Raw genomic sequence first — 18,440 nt, forward strand, 5'->3', positions numbered from 1 at the left:
GGTTTTACATACCTAGCCATACCAAGCAGCTATACTGAACATACTGTACATTATTTTCAGTATAGTCCAGTATATCATTGACTAGAGTCATGCTCTGTGGCCGGCTGAGGGCCCGCTACAGCGAACGGGATCCGCGGGTGCTGGGCTTTTTAAGTATGCAATTCCACTACACGGGGCAAATGGTCTTGCAAGCCCTATCCCCTCAAGAGCGCGGCCTCTTCCACCCCTACTTGAAGGTCATGGACGACCACCTCTACATGCCCCTCCAGAGGATGTACGAGGGTGCCGCCGCCCATGCAGGCGATACCTTTTCCGCCCCCCTGGCTGCCGTGCAAGAGCTCTTGCCTCTGGTTACCAGCGTGGCAGAGTCCATCTGTGCTGAGGTGGCGCAGCGTTTCCCAGGCTATCGCTGCGAAAGCGGCCCCTTGACGGATCTGGAGGTGCGGATTTCCAGCATCCGCGATGTGGAGATGTTCCAGGTGTACTTGGGCCTCTGCGTCCTGGAAGGCAGTGTGGCGGCTGTCCAACAAGAGCTGTTTCCCCTGTGTGTGATGCTCTACCCTCCTTTGAAGGTGGAGTGGAAGCTGGTGCGGCAGATGCTGGAGCTTTTGGATGAGGCGCTGCGCTTTCAGCTCACCCCGGCCAGCTACACCGTCCTGCTGCCTTATCTGCGAGCCGTGCAGAGCATGTTCTCGCGGGAGGTTTTCCCCGAAAGCGACCCCATCTGGAGCCATCATCCTGACGTGATGCGCTTTATGGGAACGGCGCAGAACCTGTTGCAAGAACTGATGGGTCAAGGAGCTATCTGAAAACCCGCCGGCAGCCCCATTCCCATCCCACTTCTTTACTAAGAGAGGACTAAGAGAGGTTGGTGAGGGCACCCTGCTGCTTCGAGCTCAGGTAGAGCAACTGCGTTGGGTAGGCAAATTCGATTCCCTGTTCCTGAAAAGTTCGCTTCAGAGCCAAGTTGATGCGCTCCTGCACATCCATGTAGAGGTTGTAGTCTGGGCTGAGCACGTAGTAAACCACTTCGTAATTGAGGCTGAAATCTCCGTAGGCGGCGAAGTGGGCGCGGTCAAATTGGGCGTTGGGCTCGGCTTCGATAATTTGTCTCACCAAGGTTGGAATGGCCTGCAGCTTTTCGGGGGGAGTTTCGTAAACAACGCCAAAGCCAAAAACCACCCGCCGCCGCTGCATACGTTTGTAGTTGCGAATTCGGGATCTGGTGATATCGGTATTGGCCATCACGATCTGCTCTCCGCCCAAGCTGCGTAGGCGCGTGGTTTTGATGCCGATGTACTCTACGGATCCCATAAAATCGCCCAAAATTATAAAATCCCCAATCTCGAAAGGCCGATCCATCAAAATAGAGATATAGGCAAACAGATCCTGTAAGACTCCTTGCGCCGCCAAAGCAATGGCTATACCGCCAATGCCCAAGCTGGCCACCAGTGCTGCCACATCAAAACCCAGATTTTCCAGCAGAAACAAGATACCGATAAGGGTAAACACCACCCGGATCAGAGGGGAGAGCAACAGCAAGCTTTGCTCGGTGGTGGCATCGCCTTTTTTGCGCATCAGGTAAATGCGCAGAGCATACTCTACACTGGCGCTGAGGAGATTGATGCCCAAGTAGGTGCCAACGACAGTGGCCAGGATGTCCAGAGTTTGCCGCAGGACGGTGGCCAAATTTAGGCTGCTCAAACAGACGTAAATCAGAGCCAGGTAGAGCAAAGGGATCAGGTAGCGCTCTACTAGTTGAATAGGAGTATTGCCGGGGATCCCGCTGAGTTTAGAGAACCAACCTGCCAAGGTTCGGAGAACCAAGCCCCGCAACACAGTGCGGATGGCGAAGATCCCGACTACAAAGATGAAAAATACCAGCAGGTAGTTCCAAAGGGGGTTGCCCAGCAGTTGGAAGCTGAGAATCTCCTGAAGCATGGCCTTGAAAACCGCCTTCTTCGGTCAACCAACAGCGAATAGAAGCAGCGGGAAAGCCCAGGGCAAAAGAGTCGCCTGGATTTGCTGCTTCTGTAACCAGTACCCTCTGGGTCTTAGCTAACAAAACAGGGACATCATAACACTGTGTTTATCGCTACTTAGCCGGCTGCTTGGAGAAAGGATGCTCGGGATCCACCAGCTCGGCCACAAATTGGTGCAGGATGGGCAGGTAGCGCTCCCCGGCCACTTGTAGCAAATTGTTGTGATCGGCTCCCTCGATGGGCACCAAACGCTTGGGATCCCGTGCCGCTTGGTAAAGGGCTTCGGCATGCCAGAAGGGGATCAAGCGATCCTGGGTGCCGTGCAAAATCAGCAGTGGGCAGTTGATCTGGGCGATGCGGCTGAGGTTGTCGAAGCGATCAAAAGGCAGCAGCGGGATGCGGGTCAAGACGCGAAAAGCAGTTACAAAGGTCGATTCCAGGATCAGACCCCCCACCGGCTTTTGGGCTGCCAAGTAAACCGAGGGCCCGCCCCCCACCGAGCGTCCGTAAACCAAAATCCGCTCCGGCGGGATCCCCTGCTCCACCAGATAGGCGTAGGCGGCCTCAATGTCCTTGTAGGCAGCGGCTTCGGAAGGGATCCCTTCGCTGGTGCCGTAGCCGCGGTAGTCGTAGGCCAAGACGGCAAACCCCCCCTGCTGCAGGCCAGCCAGGCGCGGCAAGATATCTCCCAAGTCCTCGGCGTTGCCGTGGCTGTAGAGGAGGGTATAGGTGGCTTCGGGGTTGGGCAGATACACCGCCGAAATCTGCAGGCCATCGGCGGTGGTGAGCTTGAAAATGGCATCCCCATCCTGGTAGCTGGCGGGGCGAGGCAAAAAGATCAGCCGCTCCGATTGAAACCAGCCCAGCCAGAGCAGGTAGCCGTACACCCCCAGGCCAATAAGCAGCAAGGATCGCCCCACCTGCAGCCCCGGGAAGGATCCCAAAATCCAATTCAAAGGCTTTAACATCCCTCGGCTTGGCATCGAGATAATTCTCCTCACCCCCGGCCCCTCCCCCAGAGGGAGAGGGGGAATTGGTGGCGGCGACGTCGGCAACTAAGGCCTACGGCCCGCTCACGCGAAAGGCCTACGGCCCGCTGACGCGAAAGGCCTACGGCCCGCTGACGCGATCAGGATTCGGCTGTCAAGGCGGAACATTTCCAAAGGCAAACCCCAATCCAGTTAACCAGAGTATGGGCGACGATGGTCACCAGCAGGTTTCCCGACAGCCACACGCCCAGCCCCAGGAGGACGCCCACGGCGCTGGCCCAGACGGCATAGGGCCAACCCTGCCATCCCAGCCAATGCAAAACCCCAAACAAGAGGCCGCTCAAGAGGATCCCGCCCGTCCACCCCAAGGGACTGGCCACCAGGGATCCCATCAGCACGCCGCGAAACAGCCATTCCTCGCTCCAGCCCGGCAGCACCCCCACCCAGAAGATATCTGACCACTGCAGGGGATCCGCCACCAGGTGCAAGTAGGCGGAAGCCGCCCGGCGATAGGCCGGCCAAAGCCAGTAAGCCCCGCAGCTGAGCAGCGCCACCCCCAGCCCCAGCGCCGTTCCCCAGGCAACGGCCAGCGGATCCCAACGGAAGGGCACGCGCAGGGATCCCAGCCAGATCCAGAGGCCGGCGATCACCGCCGCGATCAGGCTGGTCAGGCCCATCCCGATCAGGATCTGTTGGCGCGTACAGGGTTGAATCTCGGCACTCATGGGAGGGGATTTGGCTTGGCACCCTATTCCCAGGGTAGAGCGAATCTCGACAAGGACGGCTGCCTGAATCCACACTGGCAGCGGGGAACACTCCAAGCCCTGAAGGGCGGGGCCTAGGCCGCCATTGTCTCGGTCAACAGGGTAGGAGCTCTCAACTCCCCGCTGCTTGCCAGTGGAGGTGCTGCCTCAACAACTGGGCGTGCTGGGCCGATCGCTCCACCCAAACGGCCACTTGGTCAGGGCCGAGGGCCGGCCCATCGGCATAGCAGGCCAACCAAGCCCGGTGCAAAGCTTCCGGATCCTCTGGGATCGCCTCGAGATCCCAGCCGGGCATGCCCAATTCCTCAAGCAGCGTTGTCACCTTGGGATCGTAGCTGAGGCCAAAGCAGGCACAGCCCTCGGCTGCCGCCATCACCAGGCCGTGGTAGCGCATCACAATTGCCAATTTCACCCCCCGAAAGACCCCCTTTAAAAGATAGGGATCCCGAATTTCCAACACCTGGCTGTGGCCGGGCAAGCGCTGTTGCAGCCGTTGCGCCAAGCGGTAGTCTGGCCCCAGGTCGGGGGATCCAGGCGGAGCCAGTTGGAAGGGCAGCAAAAGCAGATAAGCTCCGGTGGCAGCCTGGAGGCGTCTCAGGCCCTCAGCCAAAATCTCCAATCGCGCTGGAGTGAGCTGGGGATGCTGCCGCAAGACCACGGCAATGCGGGGCTGAGGCCATCTTTCCCACTCCGGCAGGGTTTTGGAGGGCAGGCCCCAAACCGGATCCGGGGCCACCTGATGGGGGATCCCCCAGGCTCGCAGCCATTGAGAAGCAACGGCGTCGCGCACGCTGATGGCTGTACAACCTGCTAGAGCGCGGCGGGCCAGCTCGCGGATCCAGCCCCGCTGCAACGGCCCGATCCCCTGGGCCCAGGCCAAGGTTTTCAGCCCCCGCCGCTGGGCCCAGAGCATCAGTCCCAGGTAGTAGAGGGGGCTGCGCCAACTGGTGCGATCCTGCAGCAGGCTGCCCCCACCCCAGATAAAAGCTTGAGACTGCCTCAGATAGCGCCGCAAAGCCCAGCCATCGAAGCGCGGGCAGGCCAGTACCCCATAGGTGGCAGCCGTTTCCGCGGGGCGAGGAGAGAGCACCACCGGCTGTACAGGGCCGGACAACTGCTGGAGTTGCCGCAGTAGGGCCAGCAACAACGCTTCGTCGCCGGCATTGCCGTAGCCGTGGTAGCCACAGATCAAAACCCGTGGCCCCTGCATCGAGCCGATTTGCTCAGGCAAGTTGCGCCGGGATCCCCAATCAGTAGCAGTCAAGGTTGGTCGAACTCGGCCCGTTGCATCGAGAACCTAATCCAGCCTACAGCTTCCTTCCGGGATCCAGAGCGCTGCCGGCGCAGACATCTCCCTTGCAGCGGAAGGTCTCAGACAGGTCTTCCTTGATGTTCTCCCCACGGCTATAGCTTGCTTCCGCGCAGCGCTCTGCCAGGGGGGTCTTTCTCAGCTTGTGGGATGGCTCCCACTTGCCGAGCTGCCCAGAGCATGCGGTTTGCATCGCAGGGGACGCCGTAACCCCAACTCCCAGACCTATGGCCCGCTTGCGGGAAGGGATGTGGAAACACCCCAGATACTTCCTCTTCTTGCCGCAGTTTCGTATCTCGGCTATTGCTCTAGCCACCTGGCAAGACGCTGCCCTGGATCTTCTGGCCCTGCCAACACTGCCAATGACAAGAGTCCTGGATATCGAGATAGCGCTTCCAGGCGCAAGATCTCAACGCGGTGGGACAGGGATCCCTTTTGCAGAAAAGTTTGCTAAGCAATTCTAACTGAGTTTTTCGCACGTCGATAACAATCTTGCCGCCCTTCTGGGGCGAGATAGCGGCGAGGCAGCCGCCTGCCCTGCGAAACAGCATGTCGAGATCCGGGCTGGTAGGGAACTGGGGATCCCAGCAGCCAGCAGACAAAGCACTCGGAAACCCCCCACGCTCACCCGGATTTGGCCCACTCAGAGAGGGAAAGGATCCCCTGCCGGCCTAAGAAGCGCCGCCCTATAATGGGTCAGACTTGCGGTCGCTCCGCAACGCTGAAGTGACGGGGTTTTTGAGGTGACCTACGGTCGCAGACCATCGGCCCGCTGGGCTAGGAATTCGGCTTCGCAGCATCCTTACAGCCGCCCCTTTCCGGGGTATGACGAGTATGCCGACGCCGCCCGACCCGCTCGCCCCTCCTGGAGAGCTCAGGCCGCCGCCACGGTGGGCAACCTGTTGCTGGGATCCCTGCTCTTGGGATCTACAGCGACGGCTGCCGGCTTGATGGGGTTGGCCATCAGCTTCCGCAACCTGCCCGATGTGCATCAATTGCGGGACTACGTGCCGGTGGCCACCACCCACATTGTCGATATTCGCGGCGAGCCGATTGCCAGCTTGCACGGGGAAGCCAACCGGGAAGTGATCTCCCTGGAAGAGGTCTCGCCGGAGATGAAAAAAGCCCTGCTGGCCATTGAAGACAGCCACTTCTACACCCACCCCGGCATCAACCCGGTCAGTTTGGGCCGGGCGCTGCTGGGCAGTGTTGAAGGGGGGTTGGGCTCGGCAGGAGGCGGCTCCACCCTGACGATGCAACTGGTGAAGAACCTGTTTTTGAGGCCGGAGCGCACCCTCAGCCGCAAGGTGGCCGAGATTGTGCTGGCGGTGCGGCTGGAGCAAGTCTTTACCAAAGACGAGATCCTGGAGATGTACCTCAACCAGGTGTACTGGGGGCACAACCTCTACGGCATCCAGGCGGCGGCCCGCAGCTACTTCAACAAGGATGCGGCGGAACTGAACTTGGCGGAAGCAGCGATGTTGGCCGGGATCCTGCCGGCCCCGGAAATCCTCAGCCCCTTTCGCAACCTGGAAGGGGCCAAGCGACGGCAGCGGCTGGTGCTGGATCGCCTGGTGGAGCTGAACTGGGTTACCCCGGAAGAGGCCCAGGCGGCACGGGAGCAAGAATTGACCTTGGGCCGCATCACCTCCTTCCAGAGCAACGCCCCGGCGGTTACCGACTCCATCGAGGCGGAGCTGCGGCGCCGCTACGGCGAACAAGCCCTACTGCAGGGAGGGCTGCGGGTGCAGGCCACCATCGACCTGCGGCTGCAACGCCTGGCAGAGCGCATTGTCAACGAAGATGGGCCCCGCATCGGAGCTGCTCGCCGGGCCGACCAGATGGCCCTGGCGGCGGTGGATCCCCGCACCGGCTATGTCAAGGCCCTGGTGGGCGGCATCAACGCCCAACGGGGCCAATTTAACCGCGCCACCCAAGCCTTTCGCCAAACGGGATCCACCTTTAAGCCCTATGTGTACTACGCGGCTCTGGCTACCGGCCGCTACGGGCCCAACAGCATCCTCTACGACACTCCCATCACCTATCCTGGCTCGCCTCCCTACAGCCCGAAAAACTACGACAACACCTTCTACGGCCCCCTCACCTTTGCCCGCGCCTTGGAGCTCTCCCGCAACGTGCCCACCGTCAAGCTGGCAGATGAAGTCGGGATCCGCAACGTCATTGCGGCAGCCCAGGCCACGGGCATCAGTGCCGAGATGTTTCCCAACTTGGCCACGGCCCTGGGCTCGGCCAGCGTCAGCCCCCTGGAAATGGCCGCCAGCTATGCGGTGTTTGCCAATGGCGGCTACCGGGTGGAGCCAACTCTCTTGGCTCAGGTGGTGGATCGCAACGGTCAGATTCTCTTCGAGGCCAAGCCCCAGCCGCAGCGGGTTTTGGATCCCTGGGCGGTGGCCACCCTCAACCAGATCCTCAAGGGGGTGGTGACCCAGGGCACGGGGACGGCGGCCCGTCTGGACGATGGGCGCCCGGTGGCCGGCAAAACCGGCACCACTTCCGATTTTCGCGACGCCTGGTTCATCGGCTATGTGCCGCAACTGTCCACCGCCATTTGGATCGGCAACGACAACAACTCCCCTATGTTGCCGGGCACGGCAGGAGGCGCCTTTGTCGCCCCCACCTGGAAGCGCTTCATGAGCGAGGCCCTGCAAGGGATCCCACCCCAAGACTTCCCCAGCCCCCAGCAATTTCTTCCCCCCCGGCCATGAGCAATAGCGAGGAGCGGCTGGCGCGCATCGAGCGCGCCGTCGAGGCCAACGCTCAGGCCATCGCCCAACTGGCCCGGCAAAACCAAGAGCTGATGCAAACCATTGCCGGCACCGAGGAGCGCATTGCCAGAGCCGAGGAACGCATTGCCAGAGCCGAGGAACGCATTGCCAAAGCCGAGGAACGCATTGCTGGCGCCGAAGAACGTCTGGAGGCCGAGGTCAAACGCTGGGACGAGCGGTTTTTCCAGCTCAGCCGCGATACCCTCAACTTCACCCGCAATGTAGTGACCATCGCCGCCATCACGGCTGTTTTGATCCCCCTGCTCAGGGATGTCGCTCCCCTGCTGATCGAGCTGCTGCGGGAGGGATCCCGTTAGCCCTCTGTAGCTGGGACATCTCGCTTTTCCAACCGCTGGCCAACAAGTGGTTATCGGCAATTGCGCTGAGACAGCCGCGATTCCACCTCTCTGGGGTCGAGCAGGGTTCCAACCGGAATCGAGGTGTCCAAGGGATCCCAGCGCGTACTGATTCTGAGTTACACTAAAACTGCAAAGAAAGGTAACGCCTTTTTCTGGTTATCCTGACCCTTCGCCGCGTTCTTTCTTGCATTCCTTGCACAAGACACAGAGGACAGACGATTATGGCTTTTGAACTCCCGGCTCTGCCCTACCCTGCCGACGCCCTCAAGCCCTATATGTCGGCGGAAACCTTCTCCTACCACCACGGCAAGCACCACGCCGCCTACGTGGCCAACCTAAACAAGCTGATCGAAGGCACCGAGCTGGCCAATAAGTCGCTAGAAGAAATTATCAAGACCACGTTTGGGGATCCCGACAAAGTGGGCATCTTCAACAATGCCGCCCAGGTCTGGAACCACACCTTTTTCTGGGAATCCATGAAGCCAGGTGGGGGCGGCGCGCCGACGGGGCCCATCGCCGACAAGATCAACGCCGATTTTGGCGGCTACGACAAGTTTGTCGAGGCCTTCAAAACGGCGGCGGCCACCCAGTTTGGCAGCGGCTGGGCCTGGCTGGTGCTGGACAACGGCACCCTCAAGGTTACCAAAACCCCCAACGCCGAAAACCCGCTGGTGCACGGCCAAGTGCCCCTGCTCACTTTGGATGTCTGGGAGCACGCCTACTACCTGGACTACCAAAACCGGCGGCCCGACTTCATCAGCGCCTACCTGGAGCACCTGGTGAACTGGGATGCCGCCAATGCCCGGCTGGCTGCTGCCTGACTGACTCTCTTCTGGGATCCTCTGACGGGGGATCCCATCGAGGACTAGCCTTGCCCAGCTCTTTGCTAGGGGATCCTCAGGGATCCCTTTTTTTTCGGCCTAGTCCTTCCCCAAGCGTTCCCGCTCTTCGCGCAGGCGTTCCAGGAAACTGGGCGTGGGGTTTTGGGCAGGGGTGGGGGAGGCAGCAGGAGGAGCGGCCCGATTGATGGGGGGAAACAAGGGTTGGTTGATGGGCTGTGGGGGGAGAGGCTTGGCTGGGACACGAGCTGGAGAAGGTGGAGCAGCGGGTGTGGGCACTGCAACCGGTCGGGGCGGGGGCGCAGCGGGGACAGGGGTGGGTGGGGGGGGCGGCGAAGTGGGCGGGGGTGCTGGGGCGGTTGCCGGTGTGGGCGTGGGTTCGGGTTGAGGAGGGTCTTGAGGGTTGTCCCGAGCCGGATCCGGATCATCTTCAAACGCTGGCTCACCCGCTGGATCCCGCAGCAGCCAGTCCAGCAGCGGCTCCGGGATGGCTTGCTGCCCATCGGTGGCAGGGGGCAGCGGAACGGCAGGCGGTCTCTCCATGCCTGTGCCCGGATCCAAGAGCAGACGCAGGCCCCAAAAAGTGCTCCCGGCAATGGCGGCCAAAAGGGCTATCCCTCCCCAGAGGGGGAGCGGCCTACCTTTGGGCTCCGGCTGGGCGCTGAGCCGATGGGCGCCTTCCTGACCATCGAGGGCTGCCAGGGTGCGCTCGGAAAAGGGCGAGGTTGTTGGAGGGGGGGTGAGGGCAGAGCCGGCGCTGCTGTCAGATTGCAGGGATCCCTCCAATTGGGCGCTGAGAACCTTCATATCTTGGGGCCGCCGGTCGGGATCTTTGGCCAGACAGGAGAGCACCACCTGTTCCAGCTGCAGCGGAATTTCATAGGGCAAATTTGCGCGATTGAAGGGCTGAGGCTGCTGGTAATTGTGGGCCTCGTACCAGCCGGGGAAAGAATCGCTCTTCGGCTGGAGGGGGTGTTGCCCGGTCAACATGCGGTAGAGCACCACGCCAAACGAGTAGATATCCGAGCGGGCATCCAGGGCTTCCCCGCGCAGCTGTTCGGGAGAGGCATAGCGCACCGTACCCAAAAAGCCGGTGGTCTGGGTGCCGAGGGCAAGGGAAACGTCGCTGAGGAGCTTGGCAATGCCGAAATCCAAGATTTTGACGGTCTCCCCCAACGTTTCATCTTTTAGGACGAAGAGGTTGCTGGGTTTGATGTCGCGATGGATCACCCCCTTGATGAGATGGCCATCCTGCTCGGTCTCTAGGTTGTGGGCGTAATAGAGACCGGCGCATACTTGGCGGGCCATCCTCACCACCTGTTGAGGCGGCAGCACCGGCTGCTTGAGCATTAGCTCCCCCAAACTGCGCCCCGTTAGGTATTCCATCACCAGGTAAGGTTGGTCGTTCTCTAGGCCATAGTCCAATACCTTGACAATGGCAGGGTGCTCCCCCAGCAGCGTGCTGATGCGAATTTCCTGCTGAAAACGTTTGTGCAACTGGCGTCGGGTGTTGTCATCGCTTGCCAAGTTTTGGTGCAACAGCTTGACCGCTACCGGACGGTTGAACAGGCGCGTATCGACTGCCTTGAACACCTGCCCCATGCCGCCCGCTGCAATGCTGTGAACCAGTTGATAGCGCTGGCCGATCACTTTTCCAGGAGCAAGCTGGTTCATGGGCAGCCCAAGAGCATGTACCCTCTGATTCTAATGCGTGTTTCTCGGGAGTTTCTCTTGCCTTTCTCCGGCCATCCCTGCCCAGCAGTCTTCATTCCCAATGTATTTGATGTGCTTTTAAGTACTTGTTAAACGCCCTGCCAGCGATTGAAGGCCGGACAAAGTCTGTGGGGCATCGAGAGCTACTTGGATCTGGAGGGATCTGATAGACTCATGCGGGCGCTTTGCCGGGTCTGTTCATTAGCTGTCTGTCGGGTATTTATGCTGGCTCACTGGCTCCAAATGTCGGGGATCCCTCTAGCCATGATTGGCCCTGTTGAGAATCCGGTGCTGGTGTTTTTGATCATCCTGACCATCATGCTGGTGGCTCCCTTGCTATTTGAGCGGCTGCGCCTGCCGGGGATCATCGGGTTAATCTTGGCTGGGCTGGTGGTGGGGCCCTACGGCTTGGGCATCTTGCGGCGGGACGAGACCATCATCCTGCTGGGCACGGTGGGGCTGTTGTTTCTCATGTTCATGGCGGGGCTGGAGACCAGTCTGGAAGATTTGAAGCTCAATGCCGGGAAGGCCACCCTCTTCGGAGCGCTCACCTTTCTGTTGCCCATGCTCATCGGCACAGCAGCCATGTTGGCCATTGGGTATGGCTTTCTGGCGGCGGTGCTGGTGGCCTCGTGTTTTGCCTCCCATACCCTCATCGCCCTGCCGATCGTCTCCAAGTTGGGCCTGATGCGCTTGCAGACGGTGACGGCCACCTTGGGGGCGACGCTAATTACCAATGTCTTGGCGTTGTTGGTGCTGGCGGTGGTGGTGCGCGCCCACCAAGGCGAGCTGACGCTGCAATTTTGGCTGACGCTGATCCCCTCGATTGCCCTCTACACCTTGGCCACCCTCTGGGGGGTGCCCAAGCTGGGCGGTTGGTTTTTCCGGCGCTTTGGCCACGACGAGGGGGCAGAGTTTACCTTTGTGATTGCCACCTTGTTCGTGGTGGCCTACGGAGCGGGGTTGATCGGCATTGAGCCGGTGGTGGGCGCCTTTTTGGCCGGGACGGCCATTACTCCCATCATCCCCCAGCTCAGCCCCCTGATGAACCGGATCCAGTTTATCGGCAACACCCTGTTTGTGCCTTTTTTCTTGATCTCGGTGGGGATGCTGATCAATCCCGGCATTCTCTTGGGAGAGCCGCGCACGCTGCTGGTGGGCGGAGTGATGATTGCAACGGAGGTGGTGAGCAAGTTTCTGGCCGCTTGGATCCCGGCCCAACTGTTTGGCTGGCGCTTTGCCAGCACGATGATCATGTTCGGTTTGTCGATGGCTCAGGCGGCGGCTACCCTGGCGGCGATCACGGTGGCCTTTCAGGTGGAGTTGGTGGATGAGCTGACGGTGAACGGCACCATTGCCATGATCCTGGTGACCTGTGTTGCCTCGCCTTGGATTGTGGCCCGCTGGGGAGAGCAAATGCAGCCAGCCGAAGTGGCGGCAGAGTCCACCGAATTGCCCAAGCCGGATTGGGGAGCTCGCGTCTTGGTGCCGGTGGCCAACCCGGATACTGAGAGGAACCTGTTACAGTTGGCTTTGATTTTGGCCAAAAAAGATGGGGGAACGCTGCTGCCGCTGCATGTTTTGTCTGACCGTGCCGGGATCTCGCCGGCAGCCCTGGCCCGGCAGGAGCAGTTGCTGACTTTCGCAGAAGCTCTGGCCCACAGCGCCGTGGCCCGAGTGGAGCCGATCCGGCGGGTGGATGACTCGGTGGAAAAAGGGATCATTCGCTCGGCGGCGGAACGGCAGGCAACCTTGGTGATCCTGGGCTGGAAGGGCTACTCCACCTATGCGGAGAACTTTTTCGGCAGCATCATCGACGCGGTGGTGCGGCAGGTGGGGATCCCAGTCTTGATCACGCGGTTTCCGGTACCCATCGAGACGGCGCGCCGCATCCTCTTGGTTGCACCGGAGCTGGAGGTCTCTCCCGGATCCCTGCAGCAGACCCTTGGGCTGGCGCAAACGCTGGCCGGCGAATTGAAAGCAGGTTTGCAGATCCTGCTGGTGCAAACCCGACCTGGGCGGAAAAGCTCCCCAGCCTTGCCGGCAGAAAGCTATGCCCACTTGCCGGTTCAGCGGGTGCAGGGGGGGGTGGTGGCGGAAGCCTTCAAAGCGCTGCAGCCAGGAGATGTGTTGGTATTGGTTCCCAGCGAAACCGGCAACCGGTCGCGTCTGGGCCGAGAGCCGGAGACCATCGCCCGCAACCGACCCAGCCTTCCCATCATCGTGGTGCATTTGCCACGGGATTCAGCTCATCCCTTGCGCCAAGGAGATGGGGTTCTGGCGGCCGCAGAGCCCACTTGACAGGGATGGCATTGGGGTGTTGTCTGGCGGACTGGAGCTCTTGTCTCAACTCCGCCCCGGCTCCCCTGGTAAACTGGGATACCCCAGGTTCGGAGCAGTCGTGAGCCAGAAGGGAGGCCCAGAGCCATAGACTATGTTGATTGAGGAAGTGGGGATGGTACCCTACGGAGCACAGGAGCATGACTCTAGTCAATAATAAGCTCAACTATACTGAAAATGATGTATGATATGTTCAGTACGGATTACTACCAGTTGATCTTTCTGTTTACTTTCGAGTCTGCCAACATGGTAGCCAAAGCAAAGCAGAAAATTGGTAGTAAGACGACACGGAAACTGCGCTTTGGGTATTCTACTCAAAGCTTTGCGGGATACCGCCATTCTGTTTGGACTCCGTCCCGCTGACGCGAATGGAAACAAACAGAATGCTATCGCTGCATAGTTGAACAGTGATGTTCAGCAGTGTTCAGCGTAAATGTATCAGTATGGTTGCCTATTTGCTGGAAGTCGGCTGTGAAGAGCTCCCAGCCAGTTTTGTGGATTCGGCTCTGGAGCAGTGGCGAACCGGGATCCCGGCCTCTTTGGCGGAGGCTCATCTGCAAGCGGAGCAGATGCAGCTTTTCGGTACGCCGCGCCGCCTGGCGGTTCTGTTGCAGGGGTTGCCCACCCAGCAGCCGGATCGCACCCTAGAGGTGAAGGGGCCACCGGTTCAGGTCGCCTACCAAGATGGCCAGCTCACTCCTGCCGGGGAAAAATTTGCCCAAAAACAAGGGGTGGATCCCGGCGGCCTGGAAATCCGGCAAGTGGGCAAGGGATCCTTTGTCTTTGCCGTGCAGCGGGTGCGGGGCCGACCGACGGCGGCGGTGCTCCAGGAATTGGCGCCCACCTGGATCACCAGCTTGAGCGGCGAACGGCTGATGCGCTGGGGCTATGGAGACCTGAAGTTTCCCCGTCCCATCCGCTGGCTGGTTTCCCTTTGGGAGGATCAGGTGTTGCCTTTGCTCTGGCCTACCTCCGAGGGAAATCCTTTGCCGGGCTTGGTGGCGGGGCGGGTGAGCCGGGGGCACCGCGTTTTGGGATCCCAGCAGGTTGTCCTGGAGCGGGCCGAGAGCTACGTTCAGCAAATGCAAGAGGCGGGGGTCAGCCCCGATCCAACAGCGCGAGAGGCATACATTCAGGCTGAGGTGACCAAGCTGGCCAGGCAAGTGAATGGGGAAGCGCAGATCCCTGCTCCTTTGCTGCGGGAGGTGGTGCAGTTGGTGGAGTGGCCGACGGCGGTTTTGGGGCGTTTTGAGCCGGAATTTTTGCGCTTGCCCCCTGCGGTGATCGAGACGGTGATGATCATCCACCAACGCTATTTCCCAGTACGGGATGGCCGGGATCCCCAGAAACTGCTGCCCTACTTCATCACCATCTCCAACGGCGACCCCCGGCAAGCAGAGCGGATTGCAGCAGGCAACAGCCGGGTGGTGCGGGCACGCCTGGCCGATGCTCGCTTTTTCTACGAGGAGGATCGGCGGATCCCGTTGGCCCAGCGGGTGGAACGCCTGCAGGCAGTTACCTTTGCCGAAGAGCTGGGATCCATGCGGGACAAGGTGGAGCGCATCCGCCACATCAGCCGCCTCATTGCCGCTGCCCTGAACTTGGATCCTCAGGAGCAGGCGCTGGTGGATCGCACCGCTTACCTGTGCAAGGCGGATCTGGTGACCCAGATGGTGTACGAGTTTCCCGAGCTGCAGGGGATCATGGGCGCCGAGTACGCCCGGCAGGATGGGGAACCGGAGGCGGTGGCGGAGGGGATCGAACAACACTACTGGCCCCTGGGGGCAGGGGAGGCCTTGCCCGCCTCTTTAACCGGACGGGTGGTGGGCTGGGCGGATCGCCTCGATACCCTGGTGGGCATGTTTCGCTTGGGGCAGATCCCTACTGGTTCTTCGGATCGCTTTGCCCTGCGGCGGGCCGCCAACAGCCTGGTGTTGATTGCCTGGGATGCCGGCTGGACCTTTGACTTCAACTTGCTGTTGCAGAGCGTGGTGCAGGACTATGCCTTTGGCGATGTCCACACCTTGCGAGCCTTGCAGGAGTTTTTGGCCCAACGGATACAGACCCTTTTGCAGGAGGAAAAACGGATTGATTACGACTTGGTCAGGGCTGTGGTGGGGGATCCAGAGTCCGTCAAAACCGAGGATCCCCAGAAGGCCGAACTCACCTTGCGGGCCCTGGGCAACCTGCCCCTCACTCTGCTGCGGGCTGAGTACCTGCAACACCTGCGAGCCACCGGGGAATTGGCGGATCTCTACCCCACCCTCAATCGCTGTGCCCGCCTGGCCGCCCAGGGAGACTTGGACAGCGCCGTGCTGGATCCGGCAGCGGCTGTGGATGCCGACCTGTTGCAGGAGGCGGCAGAACGGGAGCTGTACGAGGCTTGCCAGAGGGTTTACCGCCTGGGGGTGGAGCCAGCCCTCCAAGGAGACTTTACCCCACTGGTGGAGGGCCTGCAGGCAGCAGCCCCCGCAGTGGATCGTTTTTTCGAGGCGGTTTTGGTCATGGATCCGGATCCCAGGCTGCGGGCCAACCGGCTGAACCTGTTGGGGGTATTGCGCAACCAGTCCCGTTTGCTGGGAGATATGGGAGCTGTGGTCATGGCAGGAGAGGCTGCGCCAGCAAAGAGCCACTAAGGAACCAGTAACTGGGCGCAATCATCCTTGGGGGCGGGAGATTCATCCAAGAAAGCTTAAGCATTGCTGCAAGGCCCGCTGCACTGAGCCCAGGTAGCCCTCTCCAAACAAGTTGAGATGGTTGAGCCAGTGGTAGAGCTGGTAGAGGGGCTTGCGCTGGCAATACCCCTCGTCCAGGGGATAGGCCTCTTGATAAGCCCGGTAGAACTCTGCCGGGAAGCCGCCAAAAAGCTCGGTCATCGCCAAATCCGTCTCCCGATCCCCGTAGTAGGTGGCTGGGTCAAAAATCACCGGCGAGCCGTCGGGCAAGGCGCCGTAGTTGCCGCCCCAGAGATCCCCGTGCAGCAGAGACGGGACGGGTCGGTAGTCCAGAAAGAAAGTCTCTAGCTCCGCCATTACCCGCTCGGCTTGCGCCACCCACGCGCCGCGGTAACCCCGCTGACAAGCCAGCTTGACCTGGTAGAGCAGTCGCTGTTCCCGGTAGAAGTCCAGCCAGTTCTGTCGCCAACTGTTGATCTGCGGCGTCGAGCCGATGGTGTTGTTGCGATCCCAGCCGTAGTGGCCGTTGGGGGAGAGCGTGCGGTGCAACTGGGCCAACTGGGATCCCAGCAGACTCCCCGTTTGGGGGCGGGGCGAGGTCAGCTCCAGATATTCCAACACCAGGTAGGCTTGCCCACCGACGGATCCCCAGGCCATCGGCTGCGGCACCCGCACAGCCTTGGCTGCCGCCAAAGTTTGCAGGCCTGCCGCTTCCGCCGCAAACATCTCCAGCGCTCCCTCTCCTCCCCGTGCCACTTTAACAAAGTAGTCCCTAGTTTCCTGGGCAGAAAAAGCTTGGAGCGCACAGGAGAGCCGGTAGGCAGCGTTGATGCTGCCCCCGCCCACAGGACGGTAGTGTAGAGGACGCAAGGGATTCCCTGTGATTTCAGAAAGGTGCTGAGCGACGGCCTGCCAAAAGTTCTGCATCAGTACCCTATTTTCCTTCCGTGGGCGTCGCTGCCTCAGGATCTAAAACAGCTCCTGCCCCGTAGGAGTCGATGTCAACCGCTTGGGATCCCCCCACCGCCAACAGCTCCATCAGGGATCCCAGCCGCCACCAGATCAATCCTGCTGTGCTGAAGACAAGGATCCCGCCCACCAGAGCAGCCAAGCCCAAAGATAGGCCAAACACGTTCAAACAGGCAGCCACAAAGCCGAAGGTAAACACACAGCAGAGAGTATAGGTGAGGATCACCCCCGGCGTGCGGTAGCGAATCTGCCCCTGGCTCTCTCGGTTCTGCTGCCAAAGAGCTACCTGGTACTCCAACTTATCTTTAAAGATGATGCCGAAAATAACCGCGAAGAAGCTGAGCAGGGCAATGGCCGAGTAGATAGGGGGGTTGACAAAGCTACGGGAAAACTCGCCGCCAGCGTAAAGAGACTCCATGAAGCTTACCTGATCCCAGTCCTCCTTAGCTTAACATTTCTTAGCATCTTCTGCTGCGGAGTCAGCATCTAAGAGAAATCGGAGCAGGTCGAGCCGTCTCAGCTACCCCCTCTCAGACAACCACCTGGGGCATCAGTTGCTCAACCAATAGGAGCAGAGTATTGGCCACAGAGGCCGGCTCTTGGGCATTTAGGGTCGTGTGGGGAATCGATTGGTTGTTCAAGATCAGCAAAATGTCTTCTGGATCCCAGGCATTGGGGTGATCGACATGGGTGATCCCAATAACCGAGGGAACATCTGTCCTCGCCTTCATGAAAGCTTGAATAGCCTGAGCGTTGCGAAACTGACCGGGCAGGTGGGCGGGCACCAAAAGGATGTACCCATGGGCGCGCCGGATCAAAATATCCCACATAAAGCTGAAGCGGGCCTGGCCGGGGGTGCCGTAGAGATGCAGCCACATCTCTTCTTCCTCTTCTCCGATCCTCAGGCGGCCAAAGTCCATGCTGACCGTTGTGCTCTGCTTCAGCTCTGCCACCTCATCGGTGGCCTTGCGATCTGTATCGACCACTTCGATCTCACTAATGGTGCGGATAAAAGTGGACTTTCCAGCCCCCACCGGCCCGGTTACGACGATGCGGAGAATGTTGTCCATAGTCAGCCCCTGCCCTAAACCCCTAGCCTAAATCTGCCCCTAGAGCCCTTGCCGAATTAAGAAGCTAAGTTGCTGGCGCCGGTGGCAATAAGACGCTTAAACAACGCCTCGCTCATGCCCGTTTCCTGCTGCACAGCGTTGTAAGCCACCTCCAGATAGGCTTGCTCGATAAAGGAGAGATCGATCATGCAGACCTTGCTCAGGCTCATCCGCAGTTGCTCGGGCTTGCCCTCTTTGACCAGCCGGCGGCTCACCTCCTGCACAACCGTGGCCATGGCCGGCACCACGTGTTGAGGGCCAATGCCAACGCGCACATGAACTAGGCCAATTTTCCAGCGGCGCTCGGCGTACTGGGGGCCCCAGTTGTCCATGCCTGTAAACATTTCCTTAAACCAGTCCGTAAAGGTCTGGCCCAGCCGTTGCCGGTTGTGCTTAGCAATAACAGCTGCCATCTCAGCATCGCGATCCAAATAGCCGTAAAAGGCATCCGACATTTCTGTGGCGATGCTGCTGCCCCAGTCGGCACTTTGCTGCAAAATCTTCCTGTCTTCGTCTGTAAATTCGGTGCGCGAGATCAAGACTTGCAGCAGCTCCAAAGGTTTGATAGTCATAGTTCCCTCAAAATCAAGCGAAAATCAAAACCCA

Annotated in this window: 15 protein-coding genes; 6 read left to right on the plus strand and 9 right to left on the minus strand. The window is 60.1% G+C overall.

Features of this window, described 5'->3' with window-relative positions; genetic code table 11:
• The first annotated feature begins 89 nt into the window (after positions 1 to 89).
• On the plus strand, positions 90 to 809 hold the full coding sequence (locus ACVW0R_RS04330; protein WP_457501706.1) for a hypothetical protein: 720 nt from the start codon (positions 90 to 92) through the stop codon (positions 807 to 809).
• Positions 810 to 858: 49 nt separating this feature from the next.
• Here the strand turns inward: ACVW0R_RS04330 and ACVW0R_RS04335 are convergent, their stop codons facing one another.
• The 4 genes from ACVW0R_RS04335 to csaB all read right to left on the minus strand — a co-directional run bounded on the left by ACVW0R_RS04335 (position 859) and on the right by csaB (position 4,945).
• Entirely contained in the window at positions 859 to 1,941 is a 1,083-nt protein-coding gene (locus tag ACVW0R_RS04335) for a mechanosensitive ion channel family protein (RefSeq protein ID WP_457501707.1), read from the minus strand.
• A 154-nt stretch (positions 1,942 to 2,095) separates the two neighbouring features.
• Positions 2,096 to 2,965, minus strand: a complete 870-nt coding sequence (locus ACVW0R_RS04340) for an alpha/beta hydrolase (protein ID WP_457501708.1) — start codon at positions 2,963 to 2,965, stop codon at positions 2,096 to 2,098.
• Between the two features lie 146 nt (positions 2,966 to 3,111).
• Positions 3,112 to 3,696, minus strand: coding sequence for a CPBP family glutamic-type intramembrane protease (locus ACVW0R_RS04345; RefSeq protein ID WP_457501709.1), 585 nt, complete (start codon positions 3,694 to 3,696; stop codon positions 3,112 to 3,114).
• A 151-nt stretch (positions 3,697 to 3,847) separates the two neighbouring features.
• Positions 3,848 to 4,945: a polysaccharide pyruvyl transferase CsaB gene (gene csaB, locus ACVW0R_RS04350; protein WP_099812677.1), complete on the minus strand. Its 1,098-nt coding sequence runs from the start codon at positions 4,943 to 4,945 to the stop codon at positions 3,848 to 3,850.
• Between the two features lie 842 nt (positions 4,946 to 5,787).
• Between csaB and ACVW0R_RS04355 the strand changes: the two genes are divergently transcribed.
• From ACVW0R_RS04355 to ACVW0R_RS04365, 3 genes are all read left to right on the plus strand, one after another.
• Entirely contained in the window at positions 5,788 to 7,770 is a 1,983-nt protein-coding gene (locus ACVW0R_RS04355; RefSeq protein WP_457501710.1) for a transglycosylase domain-containing protein, read from the plus strand.
• Complete coding sequence (locus ACVW0R_RS04360) at positions 7,767 to 8,147, plus strand: hypothetical protein (RefSeq protein ID WP_099812675.1); 381 nt, start codon at positions 7,767 to 7,769, stop codon at positions 8,145 to 8,147. The genes ACVW0R_RS04355 and ACVW0R_RS04360 overlap by 4 nt, the downstream gene beginning before the upstream one ends.
• A 263-nt stretch (positions 8,148 to 8,410) precedes the next feature.
• Positions 8,411 to 9,010, plus strand: coding sequence for a superoxide dismutase (locus ACVW0R_RS04365; protein WP_011431628.1), 600 nt, complete (start codon positions 8,411 to 8,413; stop codon positions 9,008 to 9,010).
• 99 nt (positions 9,011 to 9,109) lie between these two features.
• On the opposite strand, the gene ACVW0R_RS04370 is transcribed toward ACVW0R_RS04365, so the two are convergent.
• Positions 9,110 to 10,702, minus strand: a complete 1,593-nt coding sequence (locus tag ACVW0R_RS04370) for a serine/threonine protein kinase (RefSeq protein WP_457501711.1) — start codon at positions 10,700 to 10,702, stop codon at positions 9,110 to 9,112.
• Between the two features lie 261 nt (positions 10,703 to 10,963).
• Here ACVW0R_RS04370 and ACVW0R_RS04375 point away from each other — a divergent pair, with 261 nt between their 5' ends.
• Both ACVW0R_RS04375 and glyS read left to right on the plus strand, forming a co-directional pair.
• Positions 10,964 to 13,042 (plus strand): cation:proton antiporter domain-containing protein, encoded by a 2,079-nt coding sequence (locus ACVW0R_RS04375; protein WP_457501712.1) that lies wholly within the window; start codon positions 10,964 to 10,966, stop codon positions 13,040 to 13,042.
• A 482-nt stretch (positions 13,043 to 13,524) separates the two neighbouring features.
• On the plus strand, positions 13,525 to 15,717 hold the full coding sequence (glyS, locus tag ACVW0R_RS04380; RefSeq protein WP_457501713.1) for a glycine--tRNA ligase subunit beta: 2,193 nt from the start codon (positions 13,525 to 13,527) through the stop codon (positions 15,715 to 15,717).
• 42 nt (positions 15,718 to 15,759) lie between these two features.
• Here the strand turns inward: glyS and ACVW0R_RS04385 are convergent, their stop codons facing one another.
• The 4 genes from ACVW0R_RS04385 to ACVW0R_RS04400 all read right to left on the minus strand — a co-directional run bounded on the left by ACVW0R_RS04385 (position 15,760) and on the right by ACVW0R_RS04400 (position 18,406).
• The gene (locus ACVW0R_RS04385) at positions 15,760 to 16,683 is read right to left on the minus strand and encodes a fructosamine kinase family protein (RefSeq protein ID WP_457501714.1); all 924 of its coding nucleotides are present in this window, start codon (positions 16,681 to 16,683) and stop codon (positions 15,760 to 15,762) included.
• A 7-nt stretch (positions 16,684 to 16,690) separates the two neighbouring features.
• A complete protein-coding gene (locus ACVW0R_RS04390; protein ID WP_011431634.1) occupies positions 16,691 to 17,143 on the minus strand; it encodes a hypothetical protein in 453 nt (150 codons plus the stop codon).
• Between the two features lie 112 nt (positions 17,144 to 17,255).
• Complete coding sequence (locus ACVW0R_RS04395) at positions 17,256 to 17,795, minus strand: GTP-binding protein (protein ID WP_011431635.1); 540 nt, start codon at positions 17,793 to 17,795, stop codon at positions 17,256 to 17,258.
• A 56-nt stretch (positions 17,796 to 17,851) separates the two neighbouring features.
• Complete coding sequence (locus ACVW0R_RS04400; protein WP_011431636.1) at positions 17,852 to 18,406, minus strand: protoglobin domain-containing protein; 555 nt, start codon at positions 18,404 to 18,406, stop codon at positions 17,852 to 17,854.
• Between the last annotated feature and the right edge of the window lie 34 nt (positions 18,407 to 18,440).

Source organism: Thermostichus sp. MS-CIW-15 (assembly GCF_054060575.1).